At 37.5% G+C, this 17,622-nt stretch carries 9 protein-coding genes and 4 pseudogenes; 1 reads left to right on the top strand and 12 read right to left on the bottom strand.

Annotated features, from left to right (window positions below; all coding sequences use genetic code 11):
- Positions 1–133: 133 nt before the first annotated feature.
- The 6 genes and pseudogenes from QWZ06_RS25725 to QWZ06_RS25700 form a co-directional block, all read right to left on the bottom strand.
- Positions 134–1,465, bottom strand: coding sequence for a quinol:cytochrome C oxidoreductase (locus QWZ06_RS25725; protein ID WP_290301972.1), 1,332 nt, complete (start codon positions 1,463–1,465; stop codon positions 134–136).
- Positions 1,466–1,473: 8 nt separating this feature from the next.
- Positions 1,474–2,150: pseudogene (locus QWZ06_RS25720) on the bottom strand (c-type cytochrome).
- A 1-nt stretch (position 2,151) separates the two neighbouring features.
- Positions 2,152–2,673, bottom strand: a complete 522-nt coding sequence (locus tag QWZ06_RS25715) for a DUF3341 domain-containing protein (protein ID WP_047376185.1) — start codon at positions 2,671–2,673, stop codon at positions 2,152–2,154.
- A complete protein-coding gene (gene nrfD, locus QWZ06_RS25710; protein ID WP_123858565.1) occupies positions 2,660–4,057 on the bottom strand; it encodes an NrfD/PsrC family molybdoenzyme membrane anchor subunit in 1,398 nt (465 codons plus the stop codon). The genes QWZ06_RS25715 and nrfD overlap by 14 nt, the downstream gene beginning before the upstream one ends.
- Before the next feature lie 25 nt (positions 4,058–4,082).
- Positions 4,083–7,140, bottom strand: a pseudogene (locus tag QWZ06_RS25705) (TAT-variant-translocated molybdopterin oxidoreductase).
- Between the two features lie 23 nt (positions 7,141–7,163).
- Positions 7,164–8,522: a c-type cytochrome gene (locus QWZ06_RS25700; RefSeq protein WP_290301971.1), complete on the bottom strand. Its 1,359-nt coding sequence runs from the start codon at positions 8,520–8,522 to the stop codon at positions 7,164–7,166.
- Between the two features lie 182 nt (positions 8,523–8,704).
- Between QWZ06_RS25700 and QWZ06_RS25695 the strand changes: the two genes are divergently transcribed.
- A complete protein-coding gene (locus tag QWZ06_RS25695) occupies positions 8,705–9,262 on the top strand; it encodes an SPOR domain-containing protein (protein WP_290301970.1) in 558 nt (185 codons plus the stop codon).
- A gap of 47 nt (positions 9,263–9,309) precedes the next feature.
- Here the strand turns inward: QWZ06_RS25695 and QWZ06_RS25690 are convergent, their stop codons facing one another.
- The 6 genes and pseudogenes from QWZ06_RS25690 to QWZ06_RS25665 form a co-directional block, all read right to left on the bottom strand.
- On the bottom strand, positions 9,310–10,587 hold the full coding sequence (locus tag QWZ06_RS25690) for a DUF6080 domain-containing protein (protein WP_290301969.1): 1,278 nt from the start codon (positions 10,585–10,587) through the stop codon (positions 9,310–9,312).
- A gap of 78 nt (positions 10,588–10,665) precedes the next feature.
- On the bottom strand, positions 10,666–11,625 hold the full coding sequence (locus QWZ06_RS25685) for a T9SS-dependent choice-of-anchor J family protein (RefSeq protein WP_290301968.1): 960 nt from the start codon (positions 11,623–11,625) through the stop codon (positions 10,666–10,668).
- Positions 11,626–11,710: 85 nt separating this feature from the next.
- A pseudogene (locus QWZ06_RS25680) lies at positions 11,711–13,251 on the bottom strand (protein adenylyltransferase SelO).
- A 75-nt stretch (positions 13,252–13,326) separates the two neighbouring features.
- Positions 13,327–15,700, bottom strand: a pseudogene (locus QWZ06_RS25675) (transglycosylase domain-containing protein).
- Positions 15,701–15,706: 6 nt separating this feature from the next.
- Entirely contained in the window at positions 15,707–16,171 is a 465-nt protein-coding gene (locus QWZ06_RS25670) for a gliding motility lipoprotein GldH (RefSeq protein WP_290301967.1), read from the bottom strand.
- Entirely contained in the window at positions 16,164–17,573 is a 1,410-nt protein-coding gene (locus tag QWZ06_RS25665; protein WP_290301966.1) for a PSP1 domain-containing protein, read from the bottom strand. Before QWZ06_RS25665 ends, QWZ06_RS25670 begins: the two co-directional genes overlap by 8 nt.
- Positions 17,574–17,622: the final 49 nt, after the last annotated feature.

The raw sequence follows: 17,622 nt of genomic DNA, 5'->3' as shown, positions 1-17,622 counted from the left end.
TTTTATTTTTATATTGTTTTTTCTGGAAATCATTTTTAAAATAAACTGTTGAAAATAGTTGATATATTTTAGAAAAAAAAAGACTGATCGTTTAAACAATCAGTCTTTTAGAGTTTTATTGTGTTATAAGTCCTTAGAAAGGATACTCATAAATTTCAGATTCGTGTAAGTATGGGTTTCCTGTAGGAATCAACTTCAGTTTAGATAAAGCTGAAAGTACAGTAAACATAAATAGTCCAGCTACAAATAGAACTGCTCCTAGGATTAACAAGAATACTTCAGGAGTGTTCCAGAATGGTCCTACCGTTCCTGGCATTACCATGTTGAAGTAATCTAAAAGGTGACCTAAGATAACTACTACTGCCATTGTGGTAACCACTTTATAGTTTCTCTTGATGCTGCTACTTACTAATACCAATAGTGGTAATAAGAAGTTAATAATCAGCATTGGTAAGAATGTAGTACCGTAGTGTTGGAATCTTCCGAAGAAGTAGTTAACCTCTTCCGGAACGTTTGCATACCAATAAAGCATGAACTGAGCGAACCATGTATATGTCCAAAGCATACTTGTAGCGAAAAGGAAAACTCCTAAATCGTGTAAGTGGTTGTCATTGAACTGTGGTAAGAAACCATTTTTCTTAAGATAAACACTTAATAGAATGATTACAGCAATACCACTTGAAAGGCAGCTAACCATTGAATACCAGATATACATTGTAGAATACCAGTGAGGGTCAATAGACATCAACCAGTCCCAAGCCCAAGCAGCAGAAGCAAATCCGAAGAATGCAATATATCCTACTGCCCATCTGTAAAGCATTTGATACTCAACTTTAGATTTAGTATCATCTACTTTTTTAGACTGAGCTTTAAGTTTCCATGCGAAGAAAGAAGCACCTACAACATAAATGATCGTTCTGATCGCATAGAAAGGTATGTTTAAGAATCTTTTCTTTTCGAATAAAATTACGTCAAAGTGCGCAGATTCAGGATTCGTTAATTCCGGATCCATCCAGTGGAATAAGTGGCCATTGTGAGTGATATTTAAGATCATCATAATAACCAGTATAGCACCTCCGTAAGGAATATAAGAAGCAATAGCTTCCATTACTCTTGTGATGATAATAGGCCATCCTGCGTGAGCTGCGTGCTGAATACAGTAGAAGAACAGTACAGCGCAACTTACTCCAAAGAAGAACACTGCCACAAAGTGCAATGATGCTAGAGGCTGGTTGTGGATCTGCATAGTAGCATGCTCTAAGTGAGCTTCATGATCCTGCGGTCCAACCATTTCACTTGAGTGAGTAGGAGCATCATGACCAGAAGCGTGAACAGCCTCCATCATTTGTTCTATTTTCTCAGTAGAAAGTCCTTTGTTCATAAAGAAACCAATACCAAACAGAACTAAACCTACAACAAGAAGTATTATAGAAGTTGATTTTAATTTTGGTGAAAAACTATACATTTCTTTTCTTATTTTTTAGTTTCGGTAGTCGTTTCAGTTGCTGGTGCTGCGGCTGCCGGAGCTGCTGCGCCTTTTTTGAAGGCACTCATCACATACATTGCCACTCTCCATCTATCACCAGGGTTTAGCTGTCCAGCATAAGATCCCATCGCGTTCTACCGTTTGTTAATACATAATGAACAGATCCTACAGTAATTTCTCTGTCTGCATAGTTTGGAACTCCAGAAAATGCGCCAGATTGTACGATTGGTCCTTGTCCATCACCTCCTGTTCCGTGACATGCAGCACAAGTATGGTCAAATAATACTTTTCCTCTTTCAAGATCCTTAGCTGCATTAGCTGGATTTAGAGGAGAAGCTGCCATTTTTTTAGAAGCATCATAGCCTGCGTTGTACTCGTCAACATTCTTTGGCAATAAGCTTTCTTCAAAAACTCCGTCTTTATTTTGAGCAACCGATCCTTCTACTGGAGAAAGACCTGTTGCACCATTATTTTTTACAAAAGCTGGGATTTCATTTTCATGATCTGAATACGCATCCTGAGCTTTCATCAATGGATCATAAGCTACCGGAAAATACATGTCCGGGAAATATACCAACGGAGTGTTCTCCTTTGGCCCGCAAGAGTTAAGTAAAACTGTTGTTAAACCTAAAACTGCTGTAATTCTTAATACGTTCTTTTTCATTTTAAGCGTCTTTAACAGTTATTTCTTCAACTCCAGTTTCAATTAGCAACTGCTTTACAGATTCTACATCTTCAGTTACGAATTCCATCATGAATTTATCATCAGTAGTTCTTGGGTCCGGGTTCTGAGCTGGAGCACCTGGATACATTTTGTTTCTAACTAAGAAAGTTAAAGACATCATGTGAGCTGCACAGAATACCATTAATTCGAACATTGGAACTACGAATGCCGGCATGTTGTGTGCCCAGTCAAATGCTGGTTTACCACCGATATTCTGAGGCCAGTCATGATTCATCACATACCAAGTTACAGTAGCACCGATAGTAACACCGTAAAGAGCATATAAGAATGCGGCATCAGAAATTCTAGTTTTCTTTAACCCTAAAGCCTTATCTAGTCCGTGAACCGGAAACGGAGTATATACTTCGTTTATAGCGATTCCTTTATCGTTGAATGCTTTAACGCCGTTCATTAAATCGTCGTCGTCAGCATAAAGTCCGTATACAATTTTAGTGGTGCTCATCTCCTTCTTTTGCTTTATAAGTTTCACCTGAGATTTTCAGAATCGATTTTAATTCAGCCTGTGCAATTACAGGGAATGTTCTTGCATATAATAAGAATAATACGGAGAAGAATCCGATTGTTCCTAAGTATACACCCACATCAATGATCGTTGGCTTAAACATAGTCCAAGATCCTGGTAAGTAGTCTCTAGAAAGGTTGATAACGATGATATCGAAACGCTCAAACCACATACCGATGTTGATGATCAAAGCAACGATGAATGTCCAGATAATGTTCGTTCTCGCTTTTTTGAACCAGAAAGAAGCTGGAATTACAAGGTTACAGATGATTAGTGACCAGAAAGCCCACCAATAAGGTCCTACTGCGGCACCTGGAGAAAGATATGTGAAATCTTCAAATCTAGATCCTGAGTACCATCCGATGAAATATTCAGTTGCATACGCTACCGTTACCATACCACCTGTAAGAACGATTACGATGTTCATAATTTCGATATGATACATTGTAATATATTCTTCTAAGTGACACACTTTTCTAGCGATTAACAATAGAGTCTGTACCATTGCAAATCCTGAGAAGATTGCTCCAGCAACGAAGTAAGGAGGATAGATCGTAGAGTGCCATCCTTTAATTACTGAAGTCGCGAAGTCAAAAGATACGGTAGTGTGTACTGAGAATACAAGTGGAGTTGCCAAACCTGCAAGAACCAAAGAAAGTTCTTCAAATCTTTGCCAGTGTTTTGCTTTACCACCCCAACCGAATGCAAGGAAAGTATAAATCTTCTTAGTCCAAGGAGTTTTAGCTCTATCTCTGATCATTGCAAAGTCAGGGATTAGTCCCATGAACCAGAATACAGTTGATACAGAGAAATACGTAGAGATCGCAAATACGTCCCAAAGTAGAGGAGAGTTAAAGTTCCCCCAAAGAGAACCGAATTGGTTTGGTAATGGGAATACCCAGTATCCAACCCAAACTCTACCCATGTGAATTACAGGGAAGATTGCTGCCTGTACAACCGCAAAGATCGTCATCGCCTCTGCAGATCTGTTTACAGACATTCTCCATCGCTGTCTAAATAATAATAATACTGCTGAGATTAGGGTTCCGGCGTGACCGATACCTACCCACCATACGAAGTTGGTAATATCCCAACCCCAGTTAATAGTTCTGTTAAGCCCCCATGATCCAATACCTGTCCCGATCGTATAAGCGATACATCCGAATCCATAGATGAATAGAACTAAGGCTGCATATAATGAGATCCACCATAATTTACCTGCTCTTTCTTCGATAGGTCGTGCAATATCTTCTGTGATATCGTGATAAGTTTTGTGACCAATAATTAGAGGTTCCCTTATCGGAGCTTCGTAATGTCCTGACATTTTTTACCTATTTATTATTTAAACTTTATTTTTCTACTCTGTTTCTTACTTTAGTGTGATAGAACACGTTTGGTTTGTTCCGATCTCCTCTAGTAAATAATATCTTCTGTTAGAGGCATACACCTTTCTAATTGAAGAATCTTTATCATTCATGTCTCCAAATGTCATTGCACCAGTAGAACAAGCTTTAGAACAAGCTGTCTGGAATTCTCCATCCTTCACTCTTCTTCCTTCTTTCTTAGCCTCAAGAATAGTATTCTGAGTCATTTGGATACACATTGAACATTTCTCCATTACCCCTCTAGTTCTAACAACTACGTCAGGGTTAAGTACCATTCTTCCTAAATCGTTGTTCATGTTGTAATCGAACTTGTCATTTAGGTTATAAGTAAACCAGTTGAAACGTCTTACTTTGTACGGACAGTTGTTTGCACAATATCTAGTACCGATACATCTGTTGTAAGCCATATGGTTTTGACCTTGCTTACCGTGTGAAGTAGCCGCTACCGGACATACCGTTTCACATGGAGCGTGGTTACAGTGCTGACACATTACCGGTTGGAAGATTACATCTGGATTATCAGCCGGGTGGTTCAATGCCCCTCCGTCTCCGAATGCAGTACCATACAATTCAGGTACAGCCATTCCTTCTTTTAATCCTTCGTATACTTCTACCTTTTGTCTTGAAGAATAGTAACGGTCAATTCTTAACCAGTACATATCTCTAGACATTCTTACTTCTTCTTTACCTACTACAGGAACGTTGTTCTCTGCCTGACAAGCAATGATACATGCTCCACAACCTGTACAAGAGTTCAAGTCAATAGATAAGTTGAAGTGAGGCCCGTCAGTATCATCAAATGCATCCCAAAGGTCGATTTTTCTTGCTGGAAGAGCTCCACTGATGGTGTGGTATTCCAAAGGCTTATTCCATCCTTTGTGCTCGTCATCAAATGGTACGTTGATAAATTCTGCTAAAGGAACTTCCTTAGCGATTTCGTAACGACCCATTAATGTATTTTGAAGCTGGATACCTGCGAATTCGTGATCTTCTCCTGTTTTCTCGATTTTAGCACCAGAAAGAACAAGGTTAGAACCATCGAATAAAGGATAAGCATTTACCCCTGTATCAGCAGTTGCTCCTGAGTTTTTCTTACCATAACCAAGCGCAAGACCTACTGATCCTTCTGCCTGACCTGGTTGTACGAATACAGGAACATCTTTTATTGTTACTCCGTTTACAGTAAGGTTTACAATAGAACCGTCTAACTGCATTCTCGCGTTAAGATCGTTGTCAATTGCAAACTTCTCTGCATCTTTGGAGAAATCGTCAAGTAGTTATCCCAAGACATTCTTGTGATTGGATCAGGTAACTCTTGTAACCAAGGGTTGTTTGCCTGTGTTCCATCTCCCATTGCAGTCGTAGTATATAATACTAATTCTAAATCAGAAGCTTTGAAGTTTCCTAGTTCAGCAACAGCTTGTGCAGCGTTTCCACCAGCATAAGATAATGTTGTTGAGTTAGTAGAAGGATTAATACCGTTGTACAATGCTTTGTTGAAAGAAGTACTCCCTAAAAGAGAAGCAGAGCTTGCCTTTAAATAATCGTAGTAGTTATTTGCAGCATTGTTTTTACCATTTTTCCAAACCAATAGAGATTCTTCAATCTGTCTTGATTTGTAGATCTTCTGGATCGTAGGCTGCATTAATGAATATACACCAGTCTGTGGTTCGATATCTCCCCAAGACTCTAACCAGTTTGCTACTGGAATAACAGCTTTAGCTGCTTTGTACATTTCATTTTTCTTATCAGCAACAGCAATTACGTAAGGAACTTTTGATAAAGACTTTTTGAAGTCTTCTCCTTTTGGATGAGCATAGATAGGATCTACGTTGTTAGTAACTAATACTCCAACTTGTCCACCGTTTACCCAACCTAGGAATTCCTGGTATCTTGCACCGTTGAATTCTTTTAGTAAGTTTGCTTTACCTGTGAAAGCTACTGAACCTAATTTTTGGTTGATTAAGTGTGCTAAAACCTGTGCACCTTTAGAACCGTCAGCAAAAACAACAGCTTTGCTTCCTTTTGCTTTCAGTTCGTTAGCAATTTCAGTAGCCGTCTTATCAGAAGTACCACCACCTACGATTGCATTGTAAACTTCAACTAAAGTTTTGTTTACAGCACTTGGCTTTAATCTATATCTTGAGTCAGCGTTAGCACCAGTCAATGACATGTTAGATTCCACTTGGATGTGTCTCAACATGGTTGCACTTGGTTTTCTAGCGGCTGCGTAAGAAGACTCTAAGCTTGAAGCATTGTAATCTCCTAAGAAATCAGCCTGGAAAGAAACTACCAATTCAGAACCGTTAAGGTCATAAACAGGTAATGCTCTTTGTCCGAATACTTCTTGAGCAGCATCTAGTCCTGCAGCATAAGGATAAGCATCGAAAGTTACTAATTCAGCTGTAGGATATTTAGCTTTGAATTCTGAGAATAACTTTTTGAAAGTTGGTGAAGCAAAAGAGTGTGATAAAACCACAATCTTTTTGCCTGACGCTTTAGCTTCTTCCAAACCTTTAATAACGAAACTGTCTACTTTATCGAAAGTCTCGTCTTTACCATCTAGTTTAGGCTGTTTTACTTTATCATTATCATAAAGAGAAAGTACACTTGCCTGAGCTCTTGCATTAGTTTTACCTAAATCACCACCAGCCGGGTTTGGTTCAATTTTGATAGGTCTACCTTCTCTAGTCTTTACTAAAACACTAGCGAAATCAAAGCCATCAAAATAAGTTGAAGCGTAATAGTTAGGAACTCCTGGAATAATATCATGCGGTTTTACCACATAAGGAATCGTTTTGATTACCGGAGCTTCGCAGGCAGCTAATGTAACTGCTGCTGTAGAGAACCCTAATAATTTAAGGAAATCTCTTCTTGAAGTACTTGATCCGTTTGTCTCAGCATCTCCAAGGAAATCTTCTACCGGAATTTCTTCCTGAAACTCTTTCTGAGCCAGCTTATTATTCAAAGCTGGATCTTTAAGTTCATGAATACTTCTGAATTGTATTTTGTTTGAAGCCATTTATACTTCTAATTTTTTAGTTATTAATAATGACATTTACCACACTCAAGACCTCCAATTGCATCTACAGTGATTTTACCTCCATCTTGTGGATATTGTTTTTTCAACTTGTCATGTAGATTCTTGAAGTACTCTTTATTATAACCGTTGTTCATATCAACCTCAGTAGTTCTGTGGCACTCGATACACCATCCCATAGTAAAGTCGTTAGCCATTTGAACAACATTCATTGTATCAATCTTACCGTGACAAGCCTTACATACAACATCAATTTTGTTGTTAGGATTCTTTTTGTTGAAAGAATTGATGATCGCTTGTTCACCAGCAATAACGTGCTGAGAGTGGTTGAAGTAAACGAAGTCTGGCATGTTGTGGATTCTTGTCCATTCAACCGGTTGTGTTTTTCCTGTATACTGTTGTTTAGCAGGATCCCAACCTGTTGCCGCGTAGATCTTCTGGATTTCTCCGTCATAGAATGCCTTATCTTTTCCTGGCTCCATGTAGTGATCTGCGTTGTATTCAGAAATTGTTCTGTGACAGTTCATACAAACGTTCATAGAAGGAATCTCAGATACTTTTCCGTATTTAGCACTAGAGTGACATAATTGACAGTCAATTTTCTGTTCTCCAGCGTGGATTTTGTGTGAGAAGTAGATTGGTTGCTCAGGCTTATACCCTTTGTAAACCCCGATCCACATTAACCAGTTCCAAACTCCGTAAGCAGCAAGAATAGCAAGTACAGCTATAATACCTTTTCCTACATAGTGGAACTTCTCGTACATTTCCTTGAACGAACGAACTCTCGTTTCGTTAAGCCCTGTTAATTCTTCAGATTGCCCCAGTTTCACTAATTGTCTTAGTTTAACCAAGATCCAAACTAATAAACCAGCAATGGCTAATAGGGAAATGATTACAATGTTTGTGGTTGATTTGTCTGCAGGAGCTGCCGTAGCTGTGCCAGCTGCAGGAGTTGCTTCCGCTTTTTTCTCTTCCGGAGCCGGAGGATTAGTAGTGAATGCTAAGATGTCATCAATATCCTTCTCCGTAAGGTTAGGAAACTGCAACATTTCAGTCTTATTGTACTTTTCGAAAATTTCATTGGCGTATTTATCCCCTGAAGCTCTTAAAGCTTTGTTGTCCTTGATCCACTTATGAAGCCAATCTCTGTCTACACCGCCTTCTGTCTTTACACGTTCTACAACCCCCTTTAATGGTGGTCCTATTACTTGTTTGTCCAGCGCGTGACATGCAGTACAATTCGCTTTGAAAAGTTTCTCTCCGTTTTTAGGATCGCCGTCTTGCCCGTAAAATGAAGCACTGGTTGATAGCAATAAGCCTATTGCGATCAACGTTTTTTTATAATGCTTTCTCCAACTAATCATTTAAATTATCTTATGTTAGTAAATTATTGAAACATATCAATTCCGCAAAAATAATATTTTTAACAGAAATTTAACGGCATATAGAAAGGGGAAAATATCATTTACGTTTAATTTGTATTGATTCTAAATAACTCGTTTGGTATAGTTTTTTAATTTGTATAAATTTGCGGAAACAAGTTTAAATGAGAAATTTGATCAAAATATTTTCGATATTATCATTGTTTGGTTTTTATCGTATTGAAGCCCAGCAAGTTGTTAAAAAGGATACACTTTCAGGAACGGAGCTTGTTATCTCTATGGATTCCAAAATAAATGCTGCTTTGGAAGGGGTGGAAGATAAATGTTCAAAGGTTGTCACTAATAATCCAACCAGAGATTATAGTAATAATGACTCTGGAATTTCTTCCGGAACAATTACAAAGCCTAATAAGATTTATGTGCCGAATAGGGAATTGACAAATGCTGAAATTTGTAGAAAAAATCCAAGAATTTTAGGTTTTAAAATTCAGATTACAACTGTGAAAAGTAACGAGGAAGCTAATGAGGTAAAGGCTTACTTCAGAAAAAGATTTCCTAACCTTAAAGTAGAAACGGATGCTTCTTTAAGGCCAAATTATAAAATTTTAGCAGGAAGTTATTTTACTAAGCAAAGTGCTGCTGGTGATCTTTCTAGAATAAGAGAGTACTTTAAGTCTGCCGTAGCAGTTCAATATAGAATTTTCTGTTCAGAAGCAAAATAATATTGAGCATTTAAAAATATACAAGCCGAGAATTTTCTCGGCTTTTTTTATTGATAATAGGTTTCTAAAAACCAAAAGAATTCTGACATTCTGAATAGGTTGTTGGCCAGTAAGTAAACAAACATTAAGCAGATGATGAATGTTATGAAAGCCATTGTTTTTGCAGAGGCTCGATAAGCATACAGCAGCCATCCAAGCAGTAATGGGTATACAAAAATAAAATGGCCACCGTAGATATAAGATGTATGAAGGCCGAATCTCATGATGCAATGGATGGAGATATCAATGAAGAATGAGATCATAATGACCTGCACCCATTTGTTCTTGAAATTCTTTAGATAACTCCAACTTATTAATATCAATAATATGATGATGAAAATATAAGAAAAAGGAGAGGAATAAAGATCCATATAAAGACCCTTAAAGTTAAAACCTTTCATATTATGTTTATCAGATATGATAAAACTTGGGAAAAGAATATTTCCTCCAAAAAAGAAAGAAAGGATCATGTCCCAGGTCGGCATAGATTCTACATTAGAGAATTTTTCATACTGTTGATTCGTTTTTGAGAAAATGTTCTGATATTTGAAATCAATTCTATAAAGATAAAGCAGAGCATAGAGTAAGATGGCTATTGTTCCTCTTAAAATAGCGCTGCCTAATTTTTTCCAGCTTTTAAAAAGTCCTTTTTCAAAAAATACAGGAATGAAAACTTTTACAATGTTGGTAATGGTAAGTCCTCCGATGGTAATACTTGCCAATGATAAAGCAGCTGCAGGTATTTTTTCTTCTTTTCTAAGTTTTATAGCTGCATAATGGTTATACAGTGAAAGTAAAAATAAGGTGTAAGTAAAGTTTTCTGGAGTGAAGGAGAGAATGATGTTGGTGGAAAATAGTCCAAAAAATAAAGTAATCAATAGGCAATAGGCTAATGGAAGCCTGATGATATTCTTAAGGTATTTGAAAATCTGAACAACATTTAAGGTAATGATAATATTGCTGAGCCATGCCAGGGTTAGCCTGAAGGTCATATCCATTTTTCCCCCTGATAGATATAAACAGAATTCTCTGACCCAATTGAAAAAATAATAGGATAAAGGGTGTCTTTCAAAGCTGCCTCCTGTCATCAAGATGGATTTGTTGTCAAAACTGAAGTAAGCATCCCATGGAATTCTACTGTCGAAGATAATTCTATAATGAATGGCAATATAAGATCCAAGAACCCCATAGCAAGTAATGAAAAACAAAAAAACAGCCAGTTCTGTATAAGAGGATGGAAAAACCAGCCTTAAAAAGTTAATGAATTTTGTTTTGATAAATGACACGTATCGTATTTTTTTGCAAAAGTAAAACAAAAAACCACCAGAAGTGGTGGTTTTAGGAAGATTGTATGTACACTGTGATTATTGTTTGATTATTTTCTCCGTTGCAGAAGTTCCATCAGCAAATTCTATTTTCATCAGGTAGGTTCCTTTTGGAAGGCTGGAAATATTAGGATTATCAGATTCCGTTCTGCTAAGTGTTTTTCCAGACATGTCTATAATGGAAGTAGATTTTACTTTTTTGTCCGTTTTAATATTGATCTCTCCTCGAGTAGGATTAGGGTAGATGGCAGTATTGTTTTTTGCTTTTGAAGTTTCATGGGTTCCAAGTGATCCGCCGGTAGTGATTTTTACATCATCTAACATAAACATATATTTGTTTTCAGCCATATAATTGAAACCTACTCTTATGGTTTGTCCTGCATAAGCGTCAAGATTATAAGTTACCATTTGCCATGCCGGATAGGTGGCATTCAGAGCGGTAGCTCCGGAAATGATTGTAAAGTTGCTGTCACTAATAGGGGTGCCACTTCCTGTATATACCCCTATCTTGTATTGTTCAGTATAATCTGGGGAAAGAGCTTTTACCCAGAATGTTAAAGTATTGGATGTTGCCCCTAGTGTTACAGAAGGAGTAATAAGCCAATCGTTATTAGCAATTGTCCCTAGCTGAGCAGATGCGGCCCATGCAGCAGCATATTTTAGCCCAGTATGTGGAGTGAAGTCTCTTACTTCTTCATCTACCCCTGCTACTACTGAAAGATTGTTTGTAGCATTGGACGCGGAAGGATTAAATATTTGAAAGGCTTTAGCTGATGATGCGTTAGGCCAATCGGGAGTCCATGAAGAAACAGTGGTTCCATTGATTACCGGGCCGCCACCATAAAAGGTGCCTGCTTCATCAAGATCAAGGGTAAGCCAGCTTCCAATTCCTGTAACAACAAAGTTCGGATATGTTTCAAAGCTCTCATTGAGCAAAACTGTTTGGGAATATGCGACAGTTCCCAACATTAAACTTAAAGAAAGTATAATTTTTTTCATATTAAAAGATTTTTCTAAAATTAGTGAAAATCATTCAATATGATGTTGATAATTTAATGAATATTTGAAATTTGTGTTATATTTATTAAGAACTACACGAGAGTGTAGAGCATCCGGCGGTGTCATCATACCCGGATGGTCTTTTGGTTGAAAACTCGGGATATAGCTCTGTATAAGGATTTTCTAGTGCTTGGGTTAATTTATTCAGTATTTCGTTTCTCCCATTGCTGATTTCCTCAATGCACTCATAAAGTAAATAATTTCTGAGAATAAACTTCGGGTTAGATTTTGCCATCATTTTTAAAGAATCTTCTCTTGAAATTGAATTTGAATTCAGTCTTGATTGATAATTTTCAATAAAGTTTTTAAGCTTGCCAACGTTTTCTTCATTTAAAAAAGAGTAGGAGGCGATGCTAAAGTGTTCTTTTAGGTTCGTATCAGCCGTTAAGTTTTCTAATTGAGAGAAAAATAAAGTATGATCAAATTCTAATTCTTGCATCAATCCCTGCCAGTTGGTGAAAAACTCTTCATCTTCTTTTTTCAGTTCATCAAATCCAAATTTTCTGCAAAGCATTTTGTCGTGAGCTTCCCAGAAGTAGTTACCATATCTGTTTAAGGTATCTTCTAAAAACTTTTCATCTTTAATGATGGGATGAAGAGCATTCGCTAATTGCCAAAGATTCCATTGAGAGATTTGGCCTTGTTTTCCAAAAGCATATCTTCTGCCTGGAAGATCGGTTGTATTGGGGGTGAAATTTAAATCGTATTCATCCATCATGGAATAAGGTCCATAGTCGATAGTGAGTCCCAAATCGACATATTATCCGTATTCATCACTCCATGTACAAAGCCAACCCTGAACCATTCAACCATAAGATTTGCTGTACGGGTGCAAACGTTTTCAAAAAAGTCTTTATATTTTTGAATATCAGATGATGTGATTTCTGGAAAGTAATTGTCAATGGCGAAATCCAGCAGATCTTGTAAGTTTTTATACTCCTGCTGAGCAGATAGGAGTTCAAAGTGTCCGAAGCGAAGAAAGCTTTCAGCAGTTCGGATAACTACAGCTCCTTTTTCCAATTGTGGATTTCCGTTGTACATGATATCACGAACAACATCCTCCCCAGTAAATGAAAGGCTTAAAGCTCTTGTTGTAGGAACGCCTAAGTGATACATGGCTTCACTCATAAGATATTCTCTTACAGAAGATCTGAGAACGGCTCTTCCATCTGCATGACGTGAATAAGGAGTTGCCCCAGCACCTTTCCATTGGATTTCTGTTTTTTCTCCTGAATTATTAGTGATTTCTCCTGCAAGGATTGCTCTTCCATCTCCAAGTTGACCCGCCCAGTTTCCAAACTGATGACCCGCATAAGCTGTTGCATAGGTTTGGATGTTACCAGGAAGATTGTTTCCTACTAAAAAATCAAGATCTTTATCTTCGAACTTGCCTAATCCTATTTCTTCTGATAACGGCTCATTAAAGGCTATTACCTGTGGAGTATCAAAACCTGCGGGCTGAATTGTTGAAAACAAAACCTTAGGAGTATTTCGCTGCATAGGGTTGTTGGAAAAATCTCCGGGAAATTTCTTGATAAAAGGCTGGCTGATGCGTTCGATATTCATTCTTCAAAGGTATTAATTATAAAAGAAAAGACCTTCCAAATTATTGAAAGGTCTTATGTATTTCTAAAAGAGAATTTATTTATTAAAATCTACCTCATCGTTTGAGTGAAGGTTTCATTAATGTTCTCTTCTTTCTTTTCTGTAGGTTTCTTAGGAGTTGGATCTGCTGCTCTTGGATTCTTGATCTCATCAATGGTTTGTAGACTTCCGTCATCTCCATATCCGCCGCCTAATCCTTTAAGATTTGAACATCCGTCTTTCCAGTCTGAAGGTTTGATGAACTTATCATCAGGAGTTACTCCTAGTGTTTTGTCTGCCCATACCTTCTTCATAAAAATTGCCCAGATTGGTAATGCCATTCTCGCCCCCTGACCTTCACCGGTTCCAAAGAAGTGGGTTGCTCTATCTTCCCATCCTACCCATGCTCCGGTTGCCAGTTTTGGAGTGATTCCCATAAACCAACCATCGGAGTTGTTCTGTGTAGTACCTGTTTTAGCAGCAATTCAACTGCTTTTGAGATTCCTCTTCTTCCTAGTTCTCCTGATGCCGTACCATATTGTGCAACACCCTTCATCAGTTCAATCATGGTATAAGCATACATTGGATTCATTACCTCCTTAGGCTCTACGTTTACTTCCTTAATTACTCTACCATTGGCATCTTCAATTCTCCAGATCATTTCCGGTTTATTGTGGTTTCCATAGTTCGCGAAAGTACTGTAGGCACCTAGCATCTCATAGATGGTAATATCTGATGAACCTAGTGCAATCGTATTGTTTCTAGGGATGTCTTCTGTTACCCCAAGATCTCTTGCCGTTTGGATAACAGCATCTACGCCTGTCATTTCAATAAGTCTTGCGGCAATCGGGTTTTGTGAATGCGCTAAACCATCTTTTAAAGTAAGCATTCCTCCTCTTCCTGGCACATGCCACCCATTATGATCGTATGTTCCGTTAGAAATAGTTGAACAAGGAGTCATTCCCAGCTTCATAATAGCCGTTGCATATACAAAAGGCTTAAAGGTAGATCCTACCTGTCTCTTACCTTGTTTAATGTGGTCATATTGGAAATGTTGCCAATCGATACCTCCTACCCATGCCTTGATTTCTCCGGTTCCCGGAACCATAGACATAAGTCCTGCCTGTGCAATTTGTTTGTGATATCTGATAGAGTCCCAAGGTGACATTTCAACCTCCTCTTCTCCAGCCCAAGTGAACCTGGAGGTTTTGATAGGTTTTTTGAATTCCATCATGATAGAGTCGTCAGGCATACCATCTGCTTTTAACAGCTTATATCTGCCGGTTCTCTTCATGGCCTGAAGCATTACATCATTGATTTGTTTATCAGTAAGATAATAGAAAGGTCTGTTCTTTCTTCCTCTTTGTTCTGCATCAAATCTTTTCTGAAGATCGGTTAAGTGTTCCTTAATAGCTTCTTCAGCATACTTTTGCATTTTAGAATCAAGAGTAACATAAATTTTTAAACCGTCTTTATAAAGGTTTAGTTTTTTTCCGGTTTCTTTTTCGTTGGCCTCAAGATATTTGTCAATCTCTTTTCTTAGATAGAACTTATAATAAGCAGAATATCCATCGGTAATACTTTTAATTGGGTGGAAATCTACTTCTATAGGAGTATTGGCTGCTTTTTCATAAGTAGCGGCATCAATATATCCTGTTTTTTGCATCTGATCCAATACAACATTCCTTCTTTCTTTCGCTTTTTCAGGATATCTGTAAGGGTTGTTTTTTCTTGGATTTTCAAGCATAGCTACAAAAGTAGCCGCTTCCGGAAGAGTAAGCTCAGAGGTTTTTTTATTAAAATAAACTCTGGATGCCATTTCAATACCGTTAGCGTTGAATAAGAAGTCAAATTTATTGAAGTAAAGAGTGATGATCTCTTCTTTTGTGTATCTTTTCTCAAGACTTACAGCTACTACCCATTCTTTCAGTTTCTGGAATGCTCTTTCAACTTTGTTCTGAGAGGCATTTCCTGTAAAAAGAAGTTTTGCTAATTGTTGAGTGATGGTAGAACCACCACCACGACCCCCACCATAAGCCACGGCTCTGGCAATGGAATATAAATCGATTCCCGAGTGTTCTTTAAAACGTTCGTCTTCTTTTGCCTGAAGGGCATAGATAACATAAGGAGGAAGATCCTTATAAACAATAGGCTGAGTCTTTTCCTTCTCAAATTTACCTAATGTTACCCCATCTGAGGAAATAATTTGAGAAGCGACGAAAATATCTGGGTTCTCAAGTTCTTTTACATCTGGCATCTCTCCAAGGAATCCTTGTGAAACCGCAAAGAAAAGCCCTGAAATCCCTAAAACTACCGCAATGAGCCCAATCCAAATAAAGGAGACCCATTTTTTCCAAGAGGTGTTCTTTTTTTTAGGAGGTAAAGGGAATTTTTTTCCCTTATTTCCTGCATTTTTATTGTTTACTTCCATTTATGGTTACGGTTTAGCCGTTTCTATTTTTATCCCAATATCTTCAATTCCCGGTAAGTTATCATTTCTCATAGCTTGTGTAAGCCCAATTTGATATTTTCCTTTCTCTGGAAATTTATAATTTAATTTATACTGAAACAATGTTTCCTTTGTGTCACCAAAGCCTGTACCAAGCCATTCTCCGTTTGGCTTTGCCAAGACGTAATTTAGGGTATCAGTCTCCTTTTTCTTGTTTTGAAGGTTAGTGAAATTCACAATAAACCTTATATTGCTATAGGGATAATTGTTGTTGTTTCTTACGACAAATATAATATTTTTAGGATTCTGCGGATCTGAAATTTCAAGATTAAATTTTTGTTCACTTTTCTTATTCCATTTATTGTCAACGGAATTCATAATAACATCTTCTCCAGAAGAAGAATTACAACTAAAGAAAAGGATAAAGGTGAATAATCCTAAAATTTTACGCATTTTTATCTTTTTTTGGAGGATATTTCTTCTTAAATTTTTTCTTGTTCGGGTTGCTTTGTTGAGCGTTATCTGTATCAGGATTAGCCTCAGCTTTTACTTTTTCCACAGGTGCTTTTTGTTGCTGTTGTGGTTTGGGTTGCCTAGGCTGGTTTCCTGCATTTGCATTAGGGTTTTCTGATTTTTCAGGTCTGTTAGGTCTTTCCTGTCTTTCAGGTCTGTTTTTCTTTTGTCCCTGCGCTTGTGCTTGCCCTTGTCCCTGATTTTGATTATTGTTTGGCTTGTTTTGATTGTTTCTGTTTCTGTTGTTTCTGTTTTTCTTCTCGAAGCGGTCTACATTATTCTCCTGGATCAGGTCAATACTTTGAGATGGCGTTTCTGGCTGTTTTAAATCTTCCAAAGGAAGTATTTTTTCACCTCTTTTGTTCTTGGCAATTAACTTTTTAACAAGGTCAATATCGAAATCATACCATGCAATAGAGCTTTCTACATAAGCAAACCACATTTTCTTTTTGAAAACATCAATTTTGATACAGAATGCCTTTCCTTTTTCTGTTTCCAACATGGTGGAAGAAGAAGGGAAGTTACTTAGTGCATCCAGGTAGCTATCAAGCTCATAGTTTAGGCAGCATTTAAGCTTACCACACTGTCCGGCAAGTTTCTGAGGGTTAATACTTAGCTGTTGGTATCTGGCTACGTTTGTGTTTACAGATCTGAAGTCTGTCAACCATGTAGAACAACAAAGTTCACGTCCGCAAGATCCGATTCCACCTACTTTTGCCGCTTCTTGTCTGAACCCGATCTGCTTCATGTCAATCTTGGTTCTGAAAGCTCCGGCGTAATCTTTAATTAACTGTCTGAAATCAATACGGTTGTCAGCAGTGTAATAAAATGTGATTTTTGAGGAGTCTCCCTGATATTCCACATCAGTGACCTTCATTTCAAGACCTATTCTCTGAGCAATTTTTCTTGCTTCAAGTTTTACAGCGTCTTCTTTTTTTCTTGCTTCCTGCCAGACCTCAAGATCCTTTTGGTTGGCCTGTCTGTATATTTTAAGTGCTGATTCTTCAGAAAACTTTTTCTTTTTCATTTGAATCTTTACTAATTCTCCCGTAAGGCTTACTACGCCTACATCGTGTCCCGGACTAGATTCTACTGTAATTACGCTACCAATATGTAAAGGAATATTATTTACATTCTTATAAAACGATTTTCTGTCATTTTTAAATCTAACTTCTACAAAATCACACCTGTTTGGTGCCGGATTGTTGATGTTAGAAAGCCAGTCAAAAACACTTAATTTATAACTATTCCCGCAGGTATTTACATTTTCACAGCCATTTGCGGTTTTTTTAGGACCACAAGAATGTGCAGAATCGCCGGATGTTTTGCATCCACAACTCATATTACTATTATTTATAATCTTGCAAATTTATGTATTTTTATCTTTATGC

It is taken from the genome of Chryseobacterium tructae, assembly GCF_030409875.1.
In the GTDB taxonomy this organism is placed as follows: Bacteria; Bacteroidota; Bacteroidia; order Flavobacteriales; family Weeksellaceae; genus Chryseobacterium; species Chryseobacterium tructae.
Note: the sequence above shows the minus strand (reverse complement) of the source record. Positions and strands in the feature narration are given on the sequence as shown.

What these genes read in the sequence shown, in the direction of transcription:
- QWZ06_RS25670 (WP_290301967.1), bottom strand. Translation starts at nt 16,171, where the DNA reads ATGCGTAAAATTTTAGGATTATTCACCTTTATCCTTTTCTTTAGTTGT.
- nrfD (WP_123858565.1), bottom strand. Translation starts at nt 4,057, where the DNA reads ATGTCAGGACATTACGAAGCTCCGATAAGGGAACCTCTAATTATTGGT.
- QWZ06_RS25725 (WP_290301972.1), bottom strand. Translation starts at nt 1,465, where the DNA reads ATGTATAGTTTTTCACCAAAATTAAAATCAACTTCTATAATACTTCTT.
- QWZ06_RS25695 (WP_290301970.1), top strand. Translation starts at nt 8,705, where the DNA reads ATGAGAAATTTGATCAAAATATTTTCGATATTATCATTGTTTGGTTTT.
- QWZ06_RS25685 (WP_290301968.1), bottom strand. Translation starts at nt 11,625, where the DNA reads ATGAAAAAAATTATACTTTCTTTAAGTTTAATGTTGGGAACTGTCGCA.
- QWZ06_RS25700 (WP_290301971.1), bottom strand. Translation starts at nt 8,522, where the DNA reads ATGATTAGTTGGAGAAAGCATTATAAAAAAACGTTGATCGCAATAGGC.
- QWZ06_RS25715 (WP_047376185.1), bottom strand. Translation starts at nt 2,673, where the DNA reads ATGAGCACCACTAAAATTGTATACGGACTTTATGCTGACGACGACGAT.
- QWZ06_RS25665 (WP_290301966.1), bottom strand. Translation starts at nt 17,573, where the DNA reads ATGAGTTGTGGATGCAAAACATCCGGCGATTCTGCACATTCTTGTGGT.